This is a genomic window from Rhodococcus sp. FG69, from assembly GCF_057808915.1.
Genome location: NZ_JBMDIX010000022.1, coordinates 19,108 through 39,198 on the forward strand (window position 1 = coordinate 19,108; position 20,091 = coordinate 39,198).

The 20,091-nt window shown below is 64.0% G+C and carries 15 protein-coding genes; 14 read left to right on the top strand and 1 reads right to left on the bottom strand.

Annotated elements, in window-relative coordinates:
* Window positions 1-11 precede the first annotated feature (11 nt).
* Window positions 12-2,117: an N-acetylmuramoyl-L-alanine amidase gene (locus ACODSO_RS17760; RefSeq protein ID WP_489038096.1), complete on the bottom strand. Its 2,106-nt coding sequence runs from the start codon at window positions 2,115-2,117 to the stop codon at window positions 12-14.
* Window positions 2,118-2,396: 279 nt separating this feature from the next.
* On the opposite strand from ACODSO_RS17760, the gene ACODSO_RS17765 reads away from it, so the two are divergent.
* The 14 genes from ACODSO_RS17765 (at window position 2,397) to fadD32 (ending at window position 20,052) form a co-directional block, all read left to right on the top strand.
* Window positions 2,397-3,149, top strand: coding sequence for a cobalt-precorrin-4/precorrin-4 C(11)-methyltransferase (locus ACODSO_RS17765; RefSeq protein ID WP_489038097.1), 753 nt, complete (start codon window positions 2,397-2,399; stop codon window positions 3,147-3,149).
* A complete protein-coding gene (cobF, locus tag ACODSO_RS17770) occupies window positions 3,146-3,907 on the top strand; it encodes a precorrin-6A synthase (deacetylating) (RefSeq protein ID WP_489038098.1) in 762 nt (253 codons plus the stop codon). The genes ACODSO_RS17765 and cobF overlap by 4 nt, the downstream gene beginning before the upstream one ends.
* A 63-nt stretch (window positions 3,908-3,970) precedes the next feature.
* Complete coding sequence (glf, locus tag ACODSO_RS17775; protein WP_489038099.1) at window positions 3,971-5,200, top strand: UDP-galactopyranose mutase; 1,230 nt, start codon at window positions 3,971-3,973, stop codon at window positions 5,198-5,200.
* Window positions 5,197-7,104 (top strand): glycosyltransferase, encoded by a 1,908-nt coding sequence (locus ACODSO_RS17780; RefSeq protein WP_489038100.1) that lies wholly within the window; start codon window positions 5,197-5,199, stop codon window positions 7,102-7,104. Before glf ends, ACODSO_RS17780 begins: the two co-directional genes overlap by 4 nt.
* 31 nt (window positions 7,105-7,135) lie before the next feature.
* A complete protein-coding gene (locus ACODSO_RS17785) occupies window positions 7,136-7,618 on the top strand; it encodes a phosphatase PAP2 family protein (RefSeq protein WP_442971373.1) in 483 nt (160 codons plus the stop codon).
* A complete protein-coding gene (locus ACODSO_RS17790; RefSeq protein WP_489038101.1) occupies window positions 7,615-8,523 on the top strand; it encodes a decaprenyl-phosphate phosphoribosyltransferase in 909 nt (302 codons plus the stop codon). Before ACODSO_RS17785 ends, ACODSO_RS17790 begins: the two co-directional genes overlap by 4 nt.
* Before the next feature lie 22 nt (window positions 8,524-8,545).
* The gene (locus ACODSO_RS17795; protein ID WP_489038151.1) at window positions 8,546-10,441 is read left to right on the top strand and encodes an arabinofuranosyltransferase AftB family protein; all 1,896 of its coding nucleotides are present in this window, start codon (window positions 8,546-8,548) and stop codon (window positions 10,439-10,441) included.
* A gap of 218 nt (window positions 10,442-10,659) precedes the next feature.
* The gene (locus ACODSO_RS17800) at window positions 10,660-11,652 is read left to right on the top strand and encodes an alpha/beta hydrolase (RefSeq protein WP_489038102.1); all 993 of its coding nucleotides are present in this window, start codon (window positions 10,660-10,662) and stop codon (window positions 11,650-11,652) included.
* Window positions 11,653-11,979: 327 nt separating this feature from the next.
* Window positions 11,980-12,993 (top strand): alpha/beta hydrolase, encoded by a 1,014-nt coding sequence (locus tag ACODSO_RS17805; RefSeq protein WP_489038103.1) that lies wholly within the window; start codon window positions 11,980-11,982, stop codon window positions 12,991-12,993.
* 246 nt (window positions 12,994-13,239) lie between these two features.
* Window positions 13,240-15,126, top strand: coding sequence for an alpha/beta hydrolase-fold protein (locus ACODSO_RS17810; RefSeq protein WP_489038104.1), 1,887 nt, complete (start codon window positions 13,240-13,242; stop codon window positions 15,124-15,126).
* 93 nt (window positions 15,127-15,219) lie between these two features.
* The gene (locus ACODSO_RS17815; protein ID WP_489038152.1) at window positions 15,220-15,762 is read left to right on the top strand and encodes a DUF732 domain-containing protein; all 543 of its coding nucleotides are present in this window, start codon (window positions 15,220-15,222) and stop codon (window positions 15,760-15,762) included.
* Window positions 15,763-15,774: 12 nt separating this feature from the next.
* A complete protein-coding gene (locus ACODSO_RS17820) occupies window positions 15,775-16,743 on the top strand; it encodes a cutinase family protein (RefSeq protein WP_489038105.1) in 969 nt (322 codons plus the stop codon).
* A gap of 177 nt (window positions 16,744-16,920) precedes the next feature.
* Window positions 16,921-17,940: an LLM class F420-dependent oxidoreductase gene (locus tag ACODSO_RS17825; RefSeq protein ID WP_489038106.1), complete on the top strand. Its 1,020-nt coding sequence runs from the start codon at window positions 16,921-16,923 to the stop codon at window positions 17,938-17,940.
* A gap of 213 nt (window positions 17,941-18,153) precedes the next feature.
* Window positions 18,154-20,052 carry a long-chain-fatty-acid--AMP ligase FadD32 gene (fadD32, locus tag ACODSO_RS17830; RefSeq protein ID WP_489038107.1) on the top strand — a complete coding sequence of 633 codons (1,899 nt, stop codon included), beginning with the start codon at window positions 18,154-18,156 and terminating at the stop codon, window positions 20,050-20,052.
* Window positions 20,053-20,091 lie beyond the last annotated feature (39 nt).

The window sequence follows — 20,091 nt, forward strand, 5'->3', positions numbered from 1 at the left end:
GAATCGAGACGTTACGGTGCCGGAGCGGGCTCAGGTGCGGGTGCAGCTTCCGGTGCCGGAGCTGCTTCGACGGGAGCTGCCACTGCGCCGTTCTGCATCTGCTGCTCGTAGGTGTCGTTGTAGGTCTTGATGACCGTGGTGACGATGCCGGTGAGCTCGTTGAAGATCAACGATCCGTTCTCGAAGTCGGTTCGCAGACCCTCGGGTACCGGGTACTCGTCAGTGGTGGGGAGGCCGAGTTCACCGTTCTCTCCGCCGAGTGCCATGAACTGCTCGAAGATCTTGCCGATCACCGCAACTGCCTGTCCGGCAAGTGAAGTGAAGATCGAGCCGTTCGCGAACTGTGCGGCTTCGCCGCCGCCCTTGACCTGAACGAGCCCGCTGACGGGTGTGCCCAGTATTCCGGTTTCGCCGCCGGACGCCAACCACTTCTGCGCCACCGGGTTCGAGCCGGCGAGACGCACGAGTTCGTCGACGAGGCTCGGAATGTTCTGTCCCGGAGTGTTGCTCGCATCGGTGCGGGGTGACGACGGAGTTGCATCGCTCGTCAGGTCCTCGCCTGTTGTGTCCTCGCTCGGCGATGGTGCTGTGTCGACGCTGCCGCCACCGAGGTTGGCTGCCGCGATTTCGCGGATCTCGTCCATCTTCGCGTATGCCCCGTCTCCCGGGCATGCGGTGTTTCCGACGTCGCGGTGCGCGAAGATCACGGGAAGGTCGACGCTCTGTCCTTGGCCGACGAAGGTGAAGTCGGTGCCTTCGGACGTCATGGTCGTTTCGCCCTCGGGGTCGAGACCTGCTTTGCCCAAACGCCATCCTAGGAACTTGCCGACGGACTCGAGTGTCTCGTCCGACGGGGACTCCGACGAGTAGTCACCCATCATCGCGATGCCCATGGTGTTTTCGTTGAACCCGCCGGCGTGAGCACCCTGCACGGCGCGGTCGAGTCCGCCTGCACGGCCTTCGAAGATCTGGCCGTACTTGTCGACGAGCACGTTGTACCCGACGTCGCACCAACCGAGGGTCTGAGCGTGGTAGGCGTAGATGGCACGCACGATCTCGGCGGACTCGGACTTGGAGTAGTCGTTGCTTCCAGCGGTGTGGTGAACCGTTGCGCCACCGAGGAAGTCGTCGTATGTCGGGGTGGCACACCGGATGGACTCGTCGGCTCCCCACTGTGCGCGGGAGATGACCTTGGGTCCGGCGTCGCCTGCGACCGGAGTCGCGAGGTCGGACAGTACGGAGTCGGCGGGGGAGCTGCCTGGCTGGATCAGCACAGCGCTGATGTCCAACACTGCCTCGGCGAGAGGGGTTTCCTGCTGGCGCAGCGGCTTGGAGACGGAGGCCGGCGTGTAGCCGAGCTCCTGCTCCGGAGCGGGGGCCGGTGCCGCCTCAGGTGCCGGGGCAACCTCAGGTGCAGGGGCAACCGCAGGTGCTGCCACCGTGCGCGGCGTCAGGAGCAGTTGAACGGCCTTGGTGGCGCCGACGAAGATCGGCTCGGTGCCCTGCTTCTCCGCCGTCGGCGCTGCGTCGCTCGCACCGGTGTCGATGGGTTCCGTCGCGATCCATGGGCCCCAGGATCCGTCGTCGAGCTGACGGCGAACCTGAGCGACAGCTCCGTCGAGGGTCGTCGACGTCAGGGCGACCATGCTGAACGGGTCGTCCTGCTTCAGCTCCTTGACGACGGCGCCGAGGGGCGCACCCGGGTCGTCACCGGCGGGCGGGGCAACCGGGGCGGCCACGTCGGTGGGTTCGAGGCCGGGCACCGGTGCCTGCGCCGACGGGCTCGTCGGTGACGGCACGGTGACGCCCGGAATCTCGGGGATCTCGAAGGGCGGAATGGTGATGTTGTCCGGAAGTGGCAGGTACTTCAGATCGGACAGACGCAGGTCCGGCAGCGGCAGACCCGTCAATTCCTGGAGCGGAATGACGATGTCCGGTGCAGAGCTCAGCGCTGTCTCGACGATCTTGGTCGGCACTGTCACAGGGGTGGTCTCGTTGGCCGATCGAACATCGGTGGACGCGGAGTCGCCGGAGATGCTGTAGACCGCCACGGGACTCGCGACGGCCAGCAAGGCGACAGCGCCGAGAACGATCGACGGCTTCGTTCGACGGTGCAAGGCGGTACTCCCTGGTAGTAGGTGCGGGTCTGCCTGTTGGTAACCGGCCGCCCCGCGAAGCATCCTGCGACTGTGCGACGCGAATTGCTTCCGTTCAGTTCTGTGTGTCGTTGAGTTGTGATGCTGTTGTGACGTATGTGACTATCGAGACTGCATTCGAGTCACACCAGCAACACCAACCCCATCCGGCACAAGGCTAAACCTTAGCTTGAGAGTTAGCCATACCGGGGATTGCCTGTGAGTGCGGCGCGTCGCGGGGGAGGCATAGGCTTCGTTTTCGTGACTGTCCACTTCATCGGGGCCGGCCCGGGTGCCGCCGACCTCCTCACGCTGCGTGCCGTCGAGCACCTCCGCAGTAGTCCGGTCTGCGTCTATGCAGGTACATACATCGACGGGGCGATCCTGGCGCACTGCCCTCCGAATGCTCGGCTGGTCGATACCGCACAGCTCGACCTCGACGCCATCACTGCAGAACTCGTCGGCGCCCACGAGCGCGGTGACGACGCCGCGCGTCTGTGCTCGGGTGACCCATCTCTCTATTCGGCACTCGCGGAGCAGTCCGCCCGCCTCGACGCGGCAGGTGTTCCCTGGGACGTGACGCCCGGCGTGCCCGCCTACGCAGCCGCTGCCGCCACCCTGCGCGTCGAACTGACCGTCCCCGAGGTCGCGCAGTCCGTCGTCCTGACGCGCACTCAGGCGCGCTCCACGGTGATGCCTGACGGCGAGTCGCTGTCGGCATTCGCAGCAACCGGGTCGACGCTGGTGCTGCACCTCGCGATCACCCGCGTCCGGGTTCTGGCCGACGAGCTGACGACTCACTACGGCGCCGACTGCCCGGCGGCTGTCGTATTCCACGCGAGCAAGCCGGATCAGCTCGTGTTGACGGGAACCCTCCGCGATATCGCCGACCAGGTCGAGTCGGCTGGTCTGCGTCAGGCAGCGGTCATCCTCGTCGGGCCTGCGGTCGGCCGAACTCCGGGAGCGGAATCGCATCTGTACGACGCAGAACGACCCAGGGGCACCCAGGGATGAAGATTCACTTGGTGGGGGTCGGTGGTGGGCATCCGGATCAGATCACGGTCCAGGCCGTCGCCACACTCCGTGACGTCGATGTCTTTCTCGTCGCGGACAAGGGCGGGGATGTCGGTGACCTGGCCGAGGCGCGGGCCGAGATCCTGCGTCGTCACGTCCCGGGTGTGCCCAGGGTGATCCAGGTCCCCGACCCCGAGCGTGATCGACGACCCGCCGACTACGAAGCCGCAGTCTTGGACTGGCACGACGCCAGGGCGCGCGCGTACGAAGACGTCCTGCTGGGTCTGGAGCCCGACACCACCGTCGGATTCCTGGTCTGGGGTGATCCTGCTCTCTACGACAGCACCATCCGCGTGGTCGAGCGTGTCCGCGATTTCGGGAATCTCGACATCGACTTCGACGTCACGCCGGGCATCAGCAGTGTGTCGATGCTCGCGGCGGCGCACCGGATCGTGCTCAATCGGATCGGTGGGCCGATCGTGATCACGACCGGTCGAGCTCTTCTGAAGGATGTCGAGGCAGGTGCGGACAACATCGTGGTGATGCTCGACGGGAGCGTGACGTGCCGCGAGCTGGTGGGGACCGGTGCGTGGGGCATCCACTGGGGCGCCAACCTGGGAACAAGCGATGAACAGTTGGTGTCGGGGGCGCTGGACGACTGCATCGGCGAGATCGAACGCGTGCGTGCGGCGCTCAAGTCGAAGCACGGCTGGGTGATGGACACGTACCTGTTGCGACACCTCGTCGTGAGTGGGTAGATACGCCGTGCGGCAACTGTCCACGCACGGGTGGGTCGCGCGCACCGTATACCCTGGTTGCCCGTGACTGCCGTAACTGAACCGACTGCTTCTTCCGACCCCTCCGCGACCGGCCGATACGACCTGATCGTGGTCGGTTCGGGGTTCTTCGGCCTGACCGTGGCCGAGCGCGCGGCGTCCCAGCTGGGTAAGCGAGTCCTGGTGCTCGACCGCCGCCACCACCTGGGCGGAAACGCCTATTCCGAGGCAGAGCCGGAAACCGGCATCGAGATCCACAAGTACGGCGCTCATCTGTTCCATACGTCGAACCAGCGGGTCTGGGACTACGTCAACCAGTTCACCGACTTCACGAGCTACCAGCACCGCGTCTTCGCGCTGCACAAGGGCCAGTCGTATCAGTTCCCGATGGGCCTGGGCCTGATCTCACAGTTCTTCGGCAAGTACTTCTCGCCTGCCGAGGCGCGGGCGCTCATCGAAGAGCAGTCCAGCGAATTCGACTCGAAGGATGCGCAGAATTTCGAGGAGAAGGCGATCTCGCTGATCGGCCGTCCGCTGTACGAGGCGTTCATCCGGGACTACACCGCCAAGCAGTGGCAGACCGATCCCAAGAACCTGCCCGCGGGCAACATCACCCGGCTGCCGGTGCGGTACACGTTCGACAACCGCTATTTCAACGACACCTACGAGGGACTGCCGGTCGACGGCTACACCGCCTGGCTCGAGAAGATGGCGTCGAACGAGAACATCGAGGTCCGCTTGAATACGGACTGGTTCGACGTCAAGGCCGAGCTCGTTGTCGAAAGCCCCGACGCTCCCATCGTCTACACCGGCCCGTTGGACCGCTACTTCGACTACTCCGAGGGCGAACTGGGCTGGCGGACAATCGATTTCGAGACCGAGGTGCTGCCGACAGGTGATTTCCAGGGCACCCCGGTGATGAACTACAACGACGGCGACGTTCCGTTCATTCGTATCCACGAGTTCCGTCACTTCCACCCCGAGCGCGAGTACCCGACCGACAAGACGGTCATCATGCGGGAGTTCTCGCGCTTCGCGAAGAGCGGCGACGAGCCGTACTACCCGATCAACACCCCGGACGATCGCACGAAGCTCGAGGCGTACCGCGGCCGCGCCAAGGCCGAAACAGCCTCCAACGGAGTTCTTTTCGGTGGACGTCTCGGTACCTACCAGTACCTGGACATGCATATGGCCATCGCCAGTGCGCTGAACCTGTACGAGAACACGCTCGCACCGCATTTCGAGACCGGCGCTTCGCTGGCGGGAGACAAATGACAGCCAAACACTTGCTCGACGACGGTGTCGCCGACCTTGCGCCCGTACTCGGTAAGTCGCTGCTGCAGCGTGTGCTGCTGCCGCGCTCGGGTGAGCCGCTCGACGTACGAACGCTGTACCTCGAAGAAGCGAAGACCAATGCGCGACGCGCACACTCGCTGTCTCGTACATCGCTCGCCATCGGTGCCGAGTCCGAGGTGTCGTTCTGCACGTACTTCGGCGCGTTCCCCGCGAGTTACTGGCGCCGCTACAGCGTCCTGACGTCGGTCGTCCTTCGCGTCGAGGTCTCCGGACACTGCCGCATCGACGTGTATCGGTCCAAAGCCGACAGCTCGCGCATCCACGTCGAGGGCCGCGAAGCCGTCGACGGCGACGCCGCACAGGAGTTCGACATCGATCTCGGACCGTTCGAGGACGGCGGCTGGATCTGGTTCGACATCACCTCCGACTCCGAGGTGGTGCTCGAGAGCGCGGGTTGGTACGCACCTGTCGAGGCCCCGGGTGAGGCGACGGTTGCCGTCGGAATCCCGACGTTCAACCGGCCGACCGACGCGGTCAAGGCACTTGTCGCACTGAGCTCGGATCCTCTCGTGCTCGACGTGATCAAGGCAGTCATCATGCCCGACCAGGGCACCCGCAAGGTCCGAGACGAGCCGGGCTTCGCCGAGGCCGAAGCAGGTCTCGGGGGCATACTCGCAATCCACGACCAGGCGAACCTCGGTGGCTCCGGTGGCTACAGCCGAATCATGTACGAGGCGCTGAACAACACCGAGTGCCAGCACATTCTCTTCATGGACGACGACATCGAGATCGAGCCGGACTCGATTCTCCGTGCGCTCGCGATGTCGCGATTCGCGAAGGTTCCCACGCTCGTCGGCGGTCAGATGCTGAACCTGCAAGCGCGCAGCCACCTGCACGTCATGGGCGAAGTGATCGACCGAAGCAACTTCATGTGGACCGCTGCTCGGAACGTCGAGTACGACCACGACTTCGCCGAGTACCCGTTGCGTTCGAGCAAGCTGTTGCACCGGCGCATCGACGTCGACTACAACGGCTGGTGGATGTGCATGATTCCGCGCGTCGTCGCGGAGGATCTCGGTCAGCCACTTCCGCTGTTCATCAAGTGGGACGATGCCGAATACGGTTTGCGCGCACGAGAAGCCGGCTACCCGACGGTCACGCTGCCCGGTGCCGCGATCTGGCACATGGCATGGAGTGACAAGGACGATGCCATCGACTGGCAGGCGTACTTCCACCTGCGTAACCGTCTCGTCGTTGCGGCGCTTCACATGCCGGGCAACGGGCGCGGTCTCGTGCTCGACACCGTCAAGGCGACCGTCAAGCACCTGCTGTGCCTGGAGTACTCGACCGTCGCCATCCAGAACAAGGCGATCCGCGACTTCCTCGAAGGACCCGAGCACATCCTCGAGATCCTCCCGACGTCGCTCGGCGAGGTTCACGCATTGCGCAAGACCTACCCCGACGCTGTCGTCGTCAGTTCCTCCACCGAGCTGCCGCATCCGTCGGGTGAGGAAGTGGGAGCCGTCGGACTGCCGACGAACCCGCTGTCGAAGATCAAGCGTCTCGCCAGCGGCCTGATTCACAACGCGAAGCCAGCGCACAACCGTCATCACGAGCGCCCGCAGCTCAACGTTCCGACGCTCGATGCGCGCTGGTTCCTGCTGTCACAGGTGGACGGCGTCACCGTCACCACCGCCGACGGTCGAGGCGTCGTCTACCGCCAACGTGACCGCGACAAAGCTGCCGCGTTGCTCAAGGAAGCCATGGCGCTGCGCGCCGAGCTATCGCGCCGTTTTCCCGAGCTCAAGGGTCGCTACCGCGACGCCGTCCCTCACCTGACCAGTAAGGAAACCTGGGAACGTGTCTTTCGTTACGAGGCGTAAGAACCAAACCGAATCGGCTGCCGAGGTTCGCATCCTGTCGAAGATCCAGTCGACGGTCGGTGCGCAACCAGGTGCAGTAGCGATCGCGCGGGGCATGTCGCACTTCGGTGAGCACGCGCTCGGCTGGGTTGCGATCGCGGGTATCGGGGCAGCGCTCGACGCCCCGCGTAGGCGGCAGTGGGCAGGCGTCGCGGTCGGCGCAGTGGGTTCGCATGCCGCGTCGATCGTCATCAAGCGGGTGGTGCGTCGGCCGCGTCCGAACGATCCGTCGGTTCGGATCAACGTGTCGACCCCGAGCAAGCTGAGCTTCCCGTCCTCGCACGCCACGTCCACGACGGCAGCCGCCGTACTGCTCGGCCGACTGACCGGGCTACCCTTGCCTGCGGTCCTGGTACCTCCGATGCTGCTGTCGCGGCTCGTTCTCGGAGTGCACTATCCGACAGATGTACTCGCAGGATCCGCGCTCGGCGCCCTGTCCGCAGCCGCCGTGTGCAAGTTCGAAGGAGACAAATGAGCGAGGAAGCCCCCCCAGCCGGAGCACCACCGAAGAACCTGTTCGACGGTGTGATCAAGGCGCTTCGTCCGCGTCAGTGGGTCAAGAACGTACTCGTGCTCGCGGCCCCGCTCGCTGCCGGTTCGGTGACCGATCCCGATGTGCTGCTGTCGGTCGGTCTGGCATTCGTGGTCTTCTGCTTCGCCGCGTCGGGCGTCTACCTCGTCAACGATGCCCTGGACGTCGACGCCGATCGCGCTCATCCCACCAAGCGATTCCGTCCGATCGCCGCGGGGGTGCTGCCGGTCAAGCTCGCCTACGCGATGGCCGTCGTCTGCATCGCGTTGGCGATAGGACTCTCGTTCCTCGCCAACTGGAAGCTCGCGCTGGTCATCGGCGTGTACATCGCAATTCAGTTGGCGTACTGCTTCGGTCTCAAGCACCAGGCTGTGCTGGACATCTGCATCGTCTCGTCCGGATTTCTGCTTCGCGCGATCGCCGGTGGCGTGGCAGCGTCGATTCCGCTGTCGCAGTGGTTCTTGCTGATCATGGCATTCGGCTCGCTGTTCATGGCTGCAGGCAAGCGGTACGCAGAGCTGCAGCTGGCCGAACGGACCGGCGCGAAGATCAGGAAGTCGCTCGAGAACTACACCACGACATACCTCCGATTCGTCTGGACGCTCTCGGCGACCGCCGTCGTGATTTGCTATGGGCTGTGGGCTTTCCAAGAAGACGCGGGGACCGGTTCCAACTGGTTCGCCATCTCGATGATCCCGTTCACGGTCGCGATCCTTCGCTACGCGGTGGACGTCGATGGTGGAGAAGCAGGTGAACCCGAAGAGATCGCGCTCGGCGACAGGGTGTTGCAGGTGCTTGCCCTCGCGTGGATCGGAGTAGTCGGTGTCGCTGTTTACGTCGCCGGGTAGTGAACATGGGACGCGGGATGACATCGCGGACGAGCCTCGGCGGGAGCTGACCGGCAGTCGAGTCTCGGCATCGATCTTCGGCGTCGGTGTCGTCGTATCGGCACTGCTGTTTCTATACGGCGCGTGGGAACGCCGGTGGATCGCCGACGACGGTCTCATCGTGCTGCGGACGGTCCGTAACCTCCTCGCCGGCAACGGCCCGGTGTTCAACGCCGGCGAGCGCGTGGAGGCGAACACCAGCACGATCTGGACCTACCTGGTCTACGCGGGCAGCTGGCTCAGCGAGGCCCGGCTCGAGTACGTCGTTCTCACGATCGCGCTCGTGCTGTCGACCGCTGCGATCGTTGTCGCGATGTTCGGGACATTTGCCCTCCTCGAAGCCCGAGAGCGCGGGATCGCACTCGGCCGAAACGGCGCCCGCACCGGACGCGCAGCCATCTACCTCCCTGCCGGTGTGCTGGTCTACATCGCCGTCCCACCGGCCAGGGACTTCGCGACGTCGGGGCTCGAGACCTGCCTGGTCATCTTCTGGATCGCGGCGCTCTGGCTGCTGATGGTCCGCTGGGCCACTCGGAAAGTCCGCACACCCGAACTGTTGCTGCTGGCGTTCTGGGGCGGCCTGGGGCCGCTGGTCCGTCCGGAACTGGTCATCATCGGCGGTCTCGCGCTCGTCGTCATCTTTCTGGCTCCGCAGACGTGGCCCAGCCGCGTGGCGGTGTTCGCCGTCGCAGGCGTCACGCCGGTTCTCTATCAGATCTGGCGAATGGGCTACTACGGGCTGCCGTACCCCAACACGGCCGTGTCGAAGGATGCCGGTGGCGCCAAGTGGTCCCAGGGACTGAACTACCTCTGGAACCTGCTCGGCCCGTACATGCTGTGGCTTCCGCTGGTATTGCTGCTGATCGCCGGCATCGCCATCACTCTCGGAAGGACAGCTCGTCCGACGATTCGACCGGTGCCGCGGACCGTGGGCGACCTGCAGCGTTGGTTGCGCACCCCGAGCGCGGTCGTCGTCTTCGTACTGGTCAGCGGAATTCTGTCCCTCCTGTACGCCGTGCGCGTCGGCGGCGATTTCATGCACGGCAGGACGCTTCTGCCCGCACTGTTCACACTGTTGCTTCCCGTTGCTGTCATTCCGCTGACAGTTCCGTCCAAGAATTCCGATATCCGGCAGATTGTTGCGTTCGCGGTGGGGACTTTCGTGTGGTTCGCGACGGTGATCTGGGCGTTCTTCGCTGCGAACACCACGGGTATGCCGGAGGGCTCGATCGTCGGCAAAACGGGAATTGTCGACGAGCGAGCGTTCTATGCGCTCAATACCGGTCATGCCCATCCGATTCTGGCGTCGGACTACCTCGACTATCCGCGGATTCGTCCGATGGTGGAGACGATCGCAAACACTCCGGACGGTGGTCTGTTGTTGCCGAGCGCTCAGTTCACCTACTGGGATGTCGTGCCGCCACCGTTGCCCATTCCCCCCGGCGGTGCAGGTCACACAGTATTTTTCCTGAATCTGGGAATGACGAGCATGAACGTGGGCCTCGACGTACGAGTCATCGATCAGATGGGTCTGGCTTATCCGCTCGCTTCGCACACCGAGCGCCTCGAGAACGGGCGAATCGGGCACGACAAGAACCTGTATCCGGACTGGGTGGTGGCCGATCTCGGCTTGGTCGGGGAGCACCCGTACCTGCCCTGGTACATGGACGAGGACTGGGTGACGCAGGCGCGAGTTGCGCTCTCGTGTCCCGACACGCAGGAATTGATCGCCTCGTACCGCGCGCCGCTGACGAAGGAATTGTTCATCAGAAACATCAAGCGGTCGCTTTTCTACGCGGGATATCGTTTCGACCGTGTGCCCGAATACGAATTACAGAGATGTGGTCTCGAGCCGCCGATCCTGAAGGGTGATAATTGATCGCTGCTGTTTCGAAACGCTGGCGTTCCGCATGAAGTTGCGTCGATACCGTTCTGTCTCCAAGATGGGATATCTCGTTTCTGTAACGGAAGTCGCCTTCGGGTCGATGTATGCGAAAGATATGTGTGACTGCTCTGGCTCTCGCGCCGGGTTCATACCGCTGAAACGGGTGCGCTGCAGGTTCTGTGGCACACCGACACTGCTGAGAGGTCAAATGCATGCTGGGTAGAACGAACAAGAGTGCCAGGGGGCGCTTCCGCCGGATACTCACGTCTCTGGTGATGGCTGTGGCTCTGCCGCTCGGTCTTGCAGTGGTCGGGACGGGTGCGACGGCCAATGCGGCGTTCGATCCGGGTGCTCAGGACTTCTGGACCGACTCGAGCATGGGTCCGATCAAGAGCCGGATCTGGCGCGCGGCCGACGGCAACACCAATCGCGTCGTGTACCTGCTCGACGGCCTGCGTGCCACCAACGACATCTCCGGCTGGGAGCACGAGACCGATGCCGGTGCGTACCTCGCATCGTGGAACATCAATGTCGTCCAGCCTGTCGGCGGAATGTCGAGCTTCTACTCGGACTGGTACGCACCGTCGAACTTCAACGGCCAGCAGACGACGTACAAGTGGGAAACATTCCTAACCCAGGACCTGCGCAACAACCTGCAGAACAGGCTCGGTTTCAACCCGAACCGCAACGGCGTCGTCGGTATCTCGATGGGCGGCAGCGCCGCACTGACTCTGGCTGCCTACCACCCGGAACAGTTCTCGTATGCGGGCTCGCTCTCGGGCTACCTGAACATCTCGGCACCGGGTATGCGTGAGGCGATGCGCCTCGCACTCCTCGACTCGGGCCGCTACAACATCGACGCCATGTGGGGGCCGCCGTGGAACTCCGCGTGGTTGCGCAACGACCCGTTCGTGTTCGCACCCCGCCTTCGCGACAACGGCACTCGTGTGTGGGTCTTCGCAGGCAGCGGATTGCCCGGTGGCCTCGATCAGCCGCGTAGCTTCATCGACTATTACAACACCGCCAATGGAATGGGTCTCGAGGCGATCGCGCTGGCGAACAGCCGCGCCTTCCAGATCCGCATGGCGAGTATCGGTGCGAACAATGTCACATACGCGTTCCCGAGCGTCGGAACGCATCAGTGGGGCTACTGGCAGGAGCAGGCGCACATCATGGCGCCTGACCTGAGCGCCAACATCGGCTGACAGATCCAGCAGATCCCCCGCTTTCCGCTCTGGTTGTGAGAACTCACTGGTTTGACAGGGTGGTCTGCGGGGGGTTCGCAGGATAAGGTCACAGTCTGGTATCACCCCTGAAGCAAGCCTAAGATCTAGATCACAGTTTTGCTTCGGAGTAGTCGGTTGCAATAGCCTCCCTTGTGCGCGTCTCTGCAGAGTCTCTCGGCTCTTCGGTCGGCGTGGGAAAACCGAACACACTTCACTACGGCCCGACGGGGCCGAAGACAGCCCTGTTGGAATGCCGGGGGCCGCGAATCGCGGAGACCGCAGAATGACGAGAGAGAGCACGATTTCATGCGATTTGCCGGCCTCAAGAGCAAGCCGACACTGTCCCAGCGATGGCGGCAGCGCCTCCTCGGCGTCGGTGCAGCCGCACTCGTCGTTCCCATCGCAGCCGGTGTCGTCGGTGGCGCGGTAGCGGTAGCAGCCCCCACTGCGATCGTGCACAAGGCTCCCGCCGGTGGACGCGAGGACCTGTTCGTCCCGTCCGAGATGGGTCCGATCAAGGTCCAAGTCCAGTGGGCAGCTCGCGGCGGCAATGCTGCGCTGTACCTACTCGACGGACTGCGTGCTCGCGACGATCGCAACGCGTGGACGTTCGAGACCAACGCCCAGGACCAATTCGCCGGCGACGACGTCACGCTCGTCATGCCGGTCGGTGGCCAGGCCAGCTTCTACAGCGACTGGTACGCCGCGTCGAACCTGAACGGCCAGGAAGTCACCTACAAGTGGGAGACGTTCCTGACCCAGGATCTGCCCGCCTTCCTCGAGGGCTACGGCGTCTCGCGCTCCAACAATGCCGTTCTCGGAATTTCGATGGGCGGCTCCGCTGCGCTGACGCTGGCCGCGTACCACCGCGATCAGTTCAAGTTCGCTGGTTCTTTCTCGGGCTACCTGAACATCTCGGCACCCGGCATGCGTGAGGCCATTCGTGTCGCGATGCTGTCGCAGTCGTGGTTCAACGTCGATTCCATGTGGGGACCTCCGTGGAGCCCGGCATGGTTGCGCAACGACCCGTTCGTCTTCGCACCTGAACTTCGCGGTCTGTCGCTGTACGTGTCCGCTGCGTCCGGCCTGCCCGGTCAGTACGACAAGCCGCGCGCGCCGATCGATTTCTACAACACCGCCAACGGCATGGCGCTCGAAGCGTTGGCTCTTGCCAACAGCCGCGCATTCCAGGTTCGCCTGGCGACGCTCGGAATCCCGGCGACCTTCAGCTTCCCGAGCAACGGAACGCACAGCTGGGCGTACTGGTCGGCCGAGCTGTTCAAGGCTCGCGGTCAGATCCTCGAGGCTCTGAACGCCTGATCTTCACCGGAACCTGCCAGACTCACCGATGCCGCTCTGCTCTTGTGCAGGGCGGCATCGGTGCATTTCGGGCGTGGGTCGTGGAAAACGACTAGCGTGAGCCGCTTTCTTTCACAATTGCATCACCTGTCACAGCGAGCCTTGGCCGATACGACGTTGTCGCCGTGTAGAAAGACATCTACAGAGGTCTGCGAAACATCTTCACTTGGCGAGAGAACACGCAGTAAAAGAAAGAGAGTCACCATCATGCGCACTGGGCTTGCTCGATTCGGCCGGCGCTCTACGGCTGGAGCAGCCGCCAGGCGGACGGCAACGGCCGCAGTGATCGCCGCTGCACTGATCTCACCCTTCGGCGCGGCGGGTGTCGCTCAGGCTGCACCGGTAGCGCTCGCGGCGCCGACTCAGACGCAGGCACCGTCCGCGGCCACAGTCACTGCGGTGGACTGGCTGTCGGATCGTCGCGTCGCGCTGTGGATCGAATCTCCGTCGATGGGCACTCCCATCCAGGTCCAGCTCCTGCTCGCCCGCGACTGGAACATCAACCCCGCGGCGGTGTTCCCGTCCGTGTGGATGCTCGACGGTCTGCGTGCGACCGACCAGGAGAACGGGTGGACGGCCGAGACCGACGCCGAGTCCTACTTCGCGGACAAGAACGTCAACGTCGTTCTTCCTGTCGGCGGGCAGTCCAGCTTCTACTCCGACTGGGTCGACCAGGACAACGGCAAGAACTACCAGTGGGAGACGTTCCTGACCAAGGAACTGCCCCCCATCCTCGAGACGAGCTGGCGCACCAACCAGACCCGCGGAGTCGTCGGACTGTCGATGGGCGGCACCGCGGCCATGTTCCTTGCCGCACGCAACGAGGGTTTCTTCAAGTTCGCCGGTTCGTTGTCGGGCATGCTGACGACCACCACCCTCGGTATGCCGCAGGCCATTCAGTACGCGATGGCCGATGCAGGCGGATACAACTCCAAGGCAATGTGGGGTGCGCCGACCAACGATCTGTGGGCACAGCACGACCCCTATCTACTCGCCGAGAAGCTGCGGGGCGTCAGCCTCTACGTATCGAGCGGCAACGGCGTCGCCGGACCGTACGATCCGCCGTCGGGCATCCCCGGCGTCAGCTCCAACTACGCGGGCATGGGTCTGGAAATTCTCTCTCGTCTCACCTCGCAGACCTTTGCCACCAAGCTCAACAAGCTCGGTATACCCGCGCAGGTCGTGTACCGCCCGTCGGGACTGCACACGTGGGAGTACTGGCAGTTCGAGCTGAAGCAGCTCTGGCCGCAGCTCGCGAGCTCGCTCGGTGTCGAGGCGGACAAGCCGTCGTGCAGCGTTTCCGGCGCGATCGGCAACGCCTCGGGTGCCAACTCGTGGCTCGGCGACTGCTTGACGGCGGAGTACAACGTCGCCGGCGGCCGCGCCCAGGACTTCCGCTTCGGTCGCGTGTTCTTCAACGCGGACGTCGGTGCACAGGTCGTCGCGGGCGCAATCGGTGGCAACTACCAAGGCTCCGGTGGACCGGCAGGGGCGCTCGGTTTCCCGACGACCGGTGAGTTCGGAACTCCGGACGGTCGTGGACGTGGCAACGCTTTCCAGAACGGAATGATCTACTTCACCCCGCAGACCGGGGCGCACGCAGTTCGGGGTGCAATTCTCGACGAGTGGGCACGGCAGGGATACGAGGGTGGTCCGCTCGGATACCCGGTCCTCGACGAGGTACCCACGCCGTCCAAGCCCGGCGCGGTGCAGGGCTTCGAGATCGGCGCGATGTATCACAGCCCGGACCTCGGAACCCACTCGGTGCAGGGAATGATTCTCGGTAAGTACGGCCAACTCGGTTGGGAGAACGGTTCACTTGGCTTCCCGAAGACGAGTGAAATCGGACCCATCAGGGACGGCGGCCGGTTCAACGAGTTCGAGGGCGGCAATATCTACTGGAGTCCGCTGACGGGCGCGTGGGCGATCCGCAACGGTGAGATCTTCGACGCGTGGAAGAGCGTGGGTTACGAAGGTGGCCGACTCGGCTACATCACGAGCGATCAGTTCGACATGGACGGCGGCGGAATCCAGCAGAACTTCCAGTTCGGCATCATCACGGTGAAGGACGGGAAGGTCACCATCGCGCCGTGATCGTGAAAGCCCGCTGGGAGTCTGCTCAGATTGTTCTCAGCGGGTCGCTGTACCGTCCCCGATGACCTTCGACGCCGAACGACTGGACTGATGATGCGAACTTCTCTTGCCCGGACGCTGTCCCTGGCAGTACTGAGCGTCGCCGCCGGTGGCCTTCTGGTCGCGTGCGGCAGCGACGACTCGACAGCCACAGGATCGCCGTCGACGACGTCGAGCACCACTGCCGCGGCAACGACGACGGCCGAGCCGACGACGGAGACGTCGGCCACCTCGGCGGCGGCGACGACGAGCCCGGGGGATGCGGCCACTGCGCCGCCCGAGCAGCCACAGCCGGTTCCAGAGGGCTTCCCTGGACCGACCGAAGCTCCCGTAGACGATCGTGGCCAGGCATTCCTCGACGAGTTGGACAGGAACGGTGTCACCGTTGCAGGCAACGGTGAGATTGCGATCTCCACAGCTACGTACATCTGCTCGGCACAGTCGCAGGGTGTTCCGGCGGACGAGATCTCGACGTTCGTGACGGCAAATGTCGGCGTCGAAGCCAGCGCCTCCGGCACTCAGATGACCGCTGAGCAGGCAGGAGAGGCCGCACAGGTCTACATCACGGCGGCTCAGAACACACTGTGCAAGGCTTGATGGTTCTCTGATATGGCCAACTCCACCAAGCGCAAGCGGCGACTACTACCGAAACTCCTTGCGGTTGTAGTCGTACTCGGGCTGATCATCGTCGCGCTGTGGTACCTGCTGGCAGGGCGCCTACCGCAGCAGATTCCGTCCCCGCCGCCGGGGCCGGGTCCCGACCAGCCGCAGTCGCAGCCCGCCGATTGTGCCGATGTTTCCGTCATCGCGATTCCCGGCACCTGGGAGTCGGCTGCCGGAGACGATCCATACAACCCGACCGCCAACCCGGTGTCTCTGCTGTTGAACGTGACCCAGCCGCTGCAGGCGCAGTTCGACCCGAGCCGGGCCAGCGTGTACACCGTTCCGTACGTTGCGCAGTTCTCCAACCCCATTGCGCTCCCGCCCGACGGTCAGCAGTCGTACAACAACAGTCGAACCGAGGGCGCGGCGGTCGCCAAGGCAGAGCTGGCTCGCGTCAGCGATCACTGCCCGCTGACCAACTACGTCCTCGTCGGTTTCTCGCAGGGCGCAGTGATCGCGGGCGACATCGCCGCAGAGATCGGTTCGGGCAACGGACCGGTGGCTGCGGAGAGGGTCCTCGGTGTCACGCTGATCGCCGACGGACGTCGCGACGGTACGTCCGGCGTCGACATCGGACCGCCGGTGGACGGCGTCGGTGCCGAGGTTGCTCTGGGTGGTCTCGATCTGCCCGGAATCACCATGACCGGACCGCGGCAGGGTGGCTTCGGATCGCTCGACGAGAAGGTCAATCAGATATGTGCCGCAGGCGATCTGATCTGTGCGGCACCATCGGAAGGACTGTCGCTGCGGAACATCCCGCAGAGCATCGGGATACTCGCCGGTGCGGCGGGGAATCCGGTGCACGCGTCGTACAACACGTTCGTGGTCGACGACGCAGGGACCACCACGACCCAATGGACCGCAGGTTGGGCGGCGGGGCTGATTTCGTCGGCGCCGGAGATTGCGCACCCCTAGAGAACACCCATGTAGTTCTCACAAGGCCCCCTCGGGGCAACTGGGTATTGGCCACAAAGGTGCTGTCAGTGGACCCCGCAAAGTGTATTCCCACGTGGCGAGCAGATAGAGTGGCGCCTTGACCCAGGCTCGAAAGGCGCTGGAAACCAGTCGCACCTGCACCGAGGAGACCTATTCATGAGTTCCGCCCAGGCCCCCGATCTGCCCGCTGAAGGGCATGTGACGGCGCTGCGTAAGTTCCGTTTCGCCGCAGGCGGGGAGGGCAACGCAGAAGAGGGCGGAGCGCGTAAGTTCATCAAGCTGGCGCAGCAGGCAGAAGAACTCGGCTACGACAGCTTCATGATTCCGGATCATCTGGGTAACCAGGTCGGTCCCATCGCGGCGCTCGGTGCGTTGGCAGTGGCGACCGACAAGATTCGGCTCGGTACCGCAGTTCTCGCCAACGGTTTCCGGCACCCGGCGATTCTGGCCAAAGACGCTGCGACCATCGACGTACTGTCCGGTGGCCGGTTGGAACTCGGACTCGGCGCGGGCTGGATGCGCGACGAGTACGACAAAGCCGGGATCGTGTACGACCGGCCAGGTATACGCATCGAGAAGTTGGCGGAGAGTCTGGAAATCCTCGACACGTTGCTGCGTGGCAAGGAATGCAATTTCCAGGGTAAGCACTTCACCATCACCGGACTCAAGGGCAGCCCACGCCCGCGGCAGGGTCCGCGTCCGCCGATCTGCGTCGGCGGTGGCGGTCCGCGCATGTTGGCGCTCGCCGCCAAGTACGCGGACATCATCTCCGTCGTACCGAGCACCACGAAGGAGGGCAAGCTTCAGCTGTCGGGAATGACACTGGAGAAGACCCTCGAACGTGTCGAGCTCATCCGGAAGGCTGCAGGCGATCGTTTCGACGAGATCGAGCTGAACTGGGCCATCACCACCATCGTCGTCACCGACGACCGCGAGCAGATGGCGGAAATGGCACTTGCAGCGCTCGACAACGGATATCCGCCCAATGTCGACGTCGACGTGAAGTTGAGCGTCGAGGATATTCTGACGTCCCCATATCTGGCATTCGGGACATACGACGAAATCGCCGATCAGATCCGTAACGTTCGCGCGAAAACGACGATGTCCTATGTCGGGGTTTTCCCCACACAGATGGAAGCGTTCGCTCCGGTCATCGAGCTGTTGAAAGGCGAGTGACCGAAGTACGTGTCGCCGCAAAGTTTCGCCGGAGCACGGTGGAGCATGGTGGGGACAGCTCGAACTGATCATTTGGATAGCTACCAGCTAGTAATATTCACCCCGCTCGGCGCGAACGTGAGTCGAAGAGATGTCGGTGCGCGAGTTCGCTGATCCGGGGTGCCAGCTTTCGGAGCGCGGCAAGACGCACACCGTCGGAGGAGATTGAACACAATGAGCCACACATTCGATGACTACATCGATGAGAACGGCCACATCACCATTGGCGAGGGCAAGACTCTCGTACGCCACGTCGAGGTGAACGTTGCCAAGAATGCCGACACGCTGGCATATCGGTTCATGGATTACTCCCGCGAACGCGACGGCGAGGCACACGAGCTGACGTGGGCCCAGTTCGGCACGCGCCTCCGTGCTGTTGCAGCGCGGCTGCAGCAGGTGACGAAGCCCGGTGATCGGGTGGCAATACTGGCGCCTCAGGGCCTGGATTACGTCGTCGCGTTCTTCGGTGCGATCTACGCAGGCACCATCGCCGTTCCGCTGTTCGATCCCGACGAGCCCGGCCACACCGACCGCCTGCACGCGGTGCTCGGCGATTGCCAGCCCACGGCCATCCTCACCGCAACCAGCTCCGCTGCAGGCGTCCGCAACTTCTTCCGCGCGCTCCCCGCGGCACAGCGCCCTCGTGTCATCGCTGTCGATGCGATTCCCGACAGCGTCGGCGAGACCTGGGTCGAGCCGAAGGCCGACCTCGACGACATCGCGTACTTGCAGTACACCTCCGGTTCGACGCGCACGCCCGCCGGTGTCGAGATCACCCACCGCGCGGTGGGCGTCAACGCCCTGCAGATGGTCGACAGCATGGAGATCAACCATGACTCTCGCGGCGTCACCTGGTTGCCGATGTTTCATGACATGGGCCTGCTCACCGTCATCCTCCCGGCGCTCGGCGGCAAGTACATCACCATCATGAGCCCGCGCGCGTTCGTGCAGCGTCCGTGGCGCTGGATCAAGGAACTCGCCGCAGTCTCCGACGGAGCAGGCACCTTCGCTGCGGCCCCGAACTTCGCCTTCGAGCATGCCGCCCAGCGCGGTTTGCCGAAGAGCGGCGAGAGCCTGGATCTGTCGAACGTCATCGGTCTCATCAATGGCAGTGAACCGGTCACCACGACATCCATGAAGAAGTTCAACGACGCCTTCGGCCCGTACGGTCTGCCGAAGTCCGCCATCAAGCCGTCCTACGGCATGGCCGAGGCAACACTGTTCGTCTCGACCAGCAAGCACGCCGACGAGGCCAAGGTGGTCTACGTCGACCGTGTCGAGCTGAACGAAGGCAACTTCGTGGTTGTCGCTCCCGACGCCCCCGGTGCCATCCCTCAGGTGTCCACCGGAACCGTCGCGCGTAGCCAGTGGGCCGCCATTGTCGATTCCGAGACCGCCACCGAGGTTGCAGACGAGCACGTCGGCGAGATCTGGTTGCACGGCGAGAACATCGGCAAGGGCTACTGGGGTCGTGAGACCGAGACCTCCGAGACCTTCCACAACAAGCTCGTACACCGCAACCCCGAGGGTTCGCATGCCGAAGGCGCTCCCGAGGGCGGCAACTGGATGCGTACCGGCGACTTCGGCGTCTACCACGACGGCGAGCTCTACATCACCGGACGCGTCAAGGACCTCGTGATCGTCGACGGCCGCAACCACTACCCGCAGGACTTGGAGTTCTCGGCACAGGAGTCGAGCAAAGCCCTGCGCCCAGGCTTCGTCGCTGCGTTTGCCGTCCCGCTCAACCAGCTCCCCGACATCGTCTTCGAGTTCAGTGGAGCCGCATTGACCAAGGATCCCGAGGACAGCTCCGAACAATTGGTCATCGTCGCCGAGCGTGCGCCCGGAGCAGGCAAGGCCGATCCGCAGCCCATCGCCGACGTGGTCCGCACCGCCATCTCCGCCCGACACGGCGTCACGGTCCGCGATGTCCTGCTCGTCCCGGCCGGTTCGATCCCCCGTACCTCCAGCGGCAAGATCGCGCGCCGCGCGTGCAAGGCCGCCTACATCGAGGGCACCCTCCGTGGCGGCTACCAGCAGACCGCGTTCCCTGACGCGGAACTGCCCGACTGACGTCTGCGCGTCCCGTACTCCTTCGACACGTAACTTGGT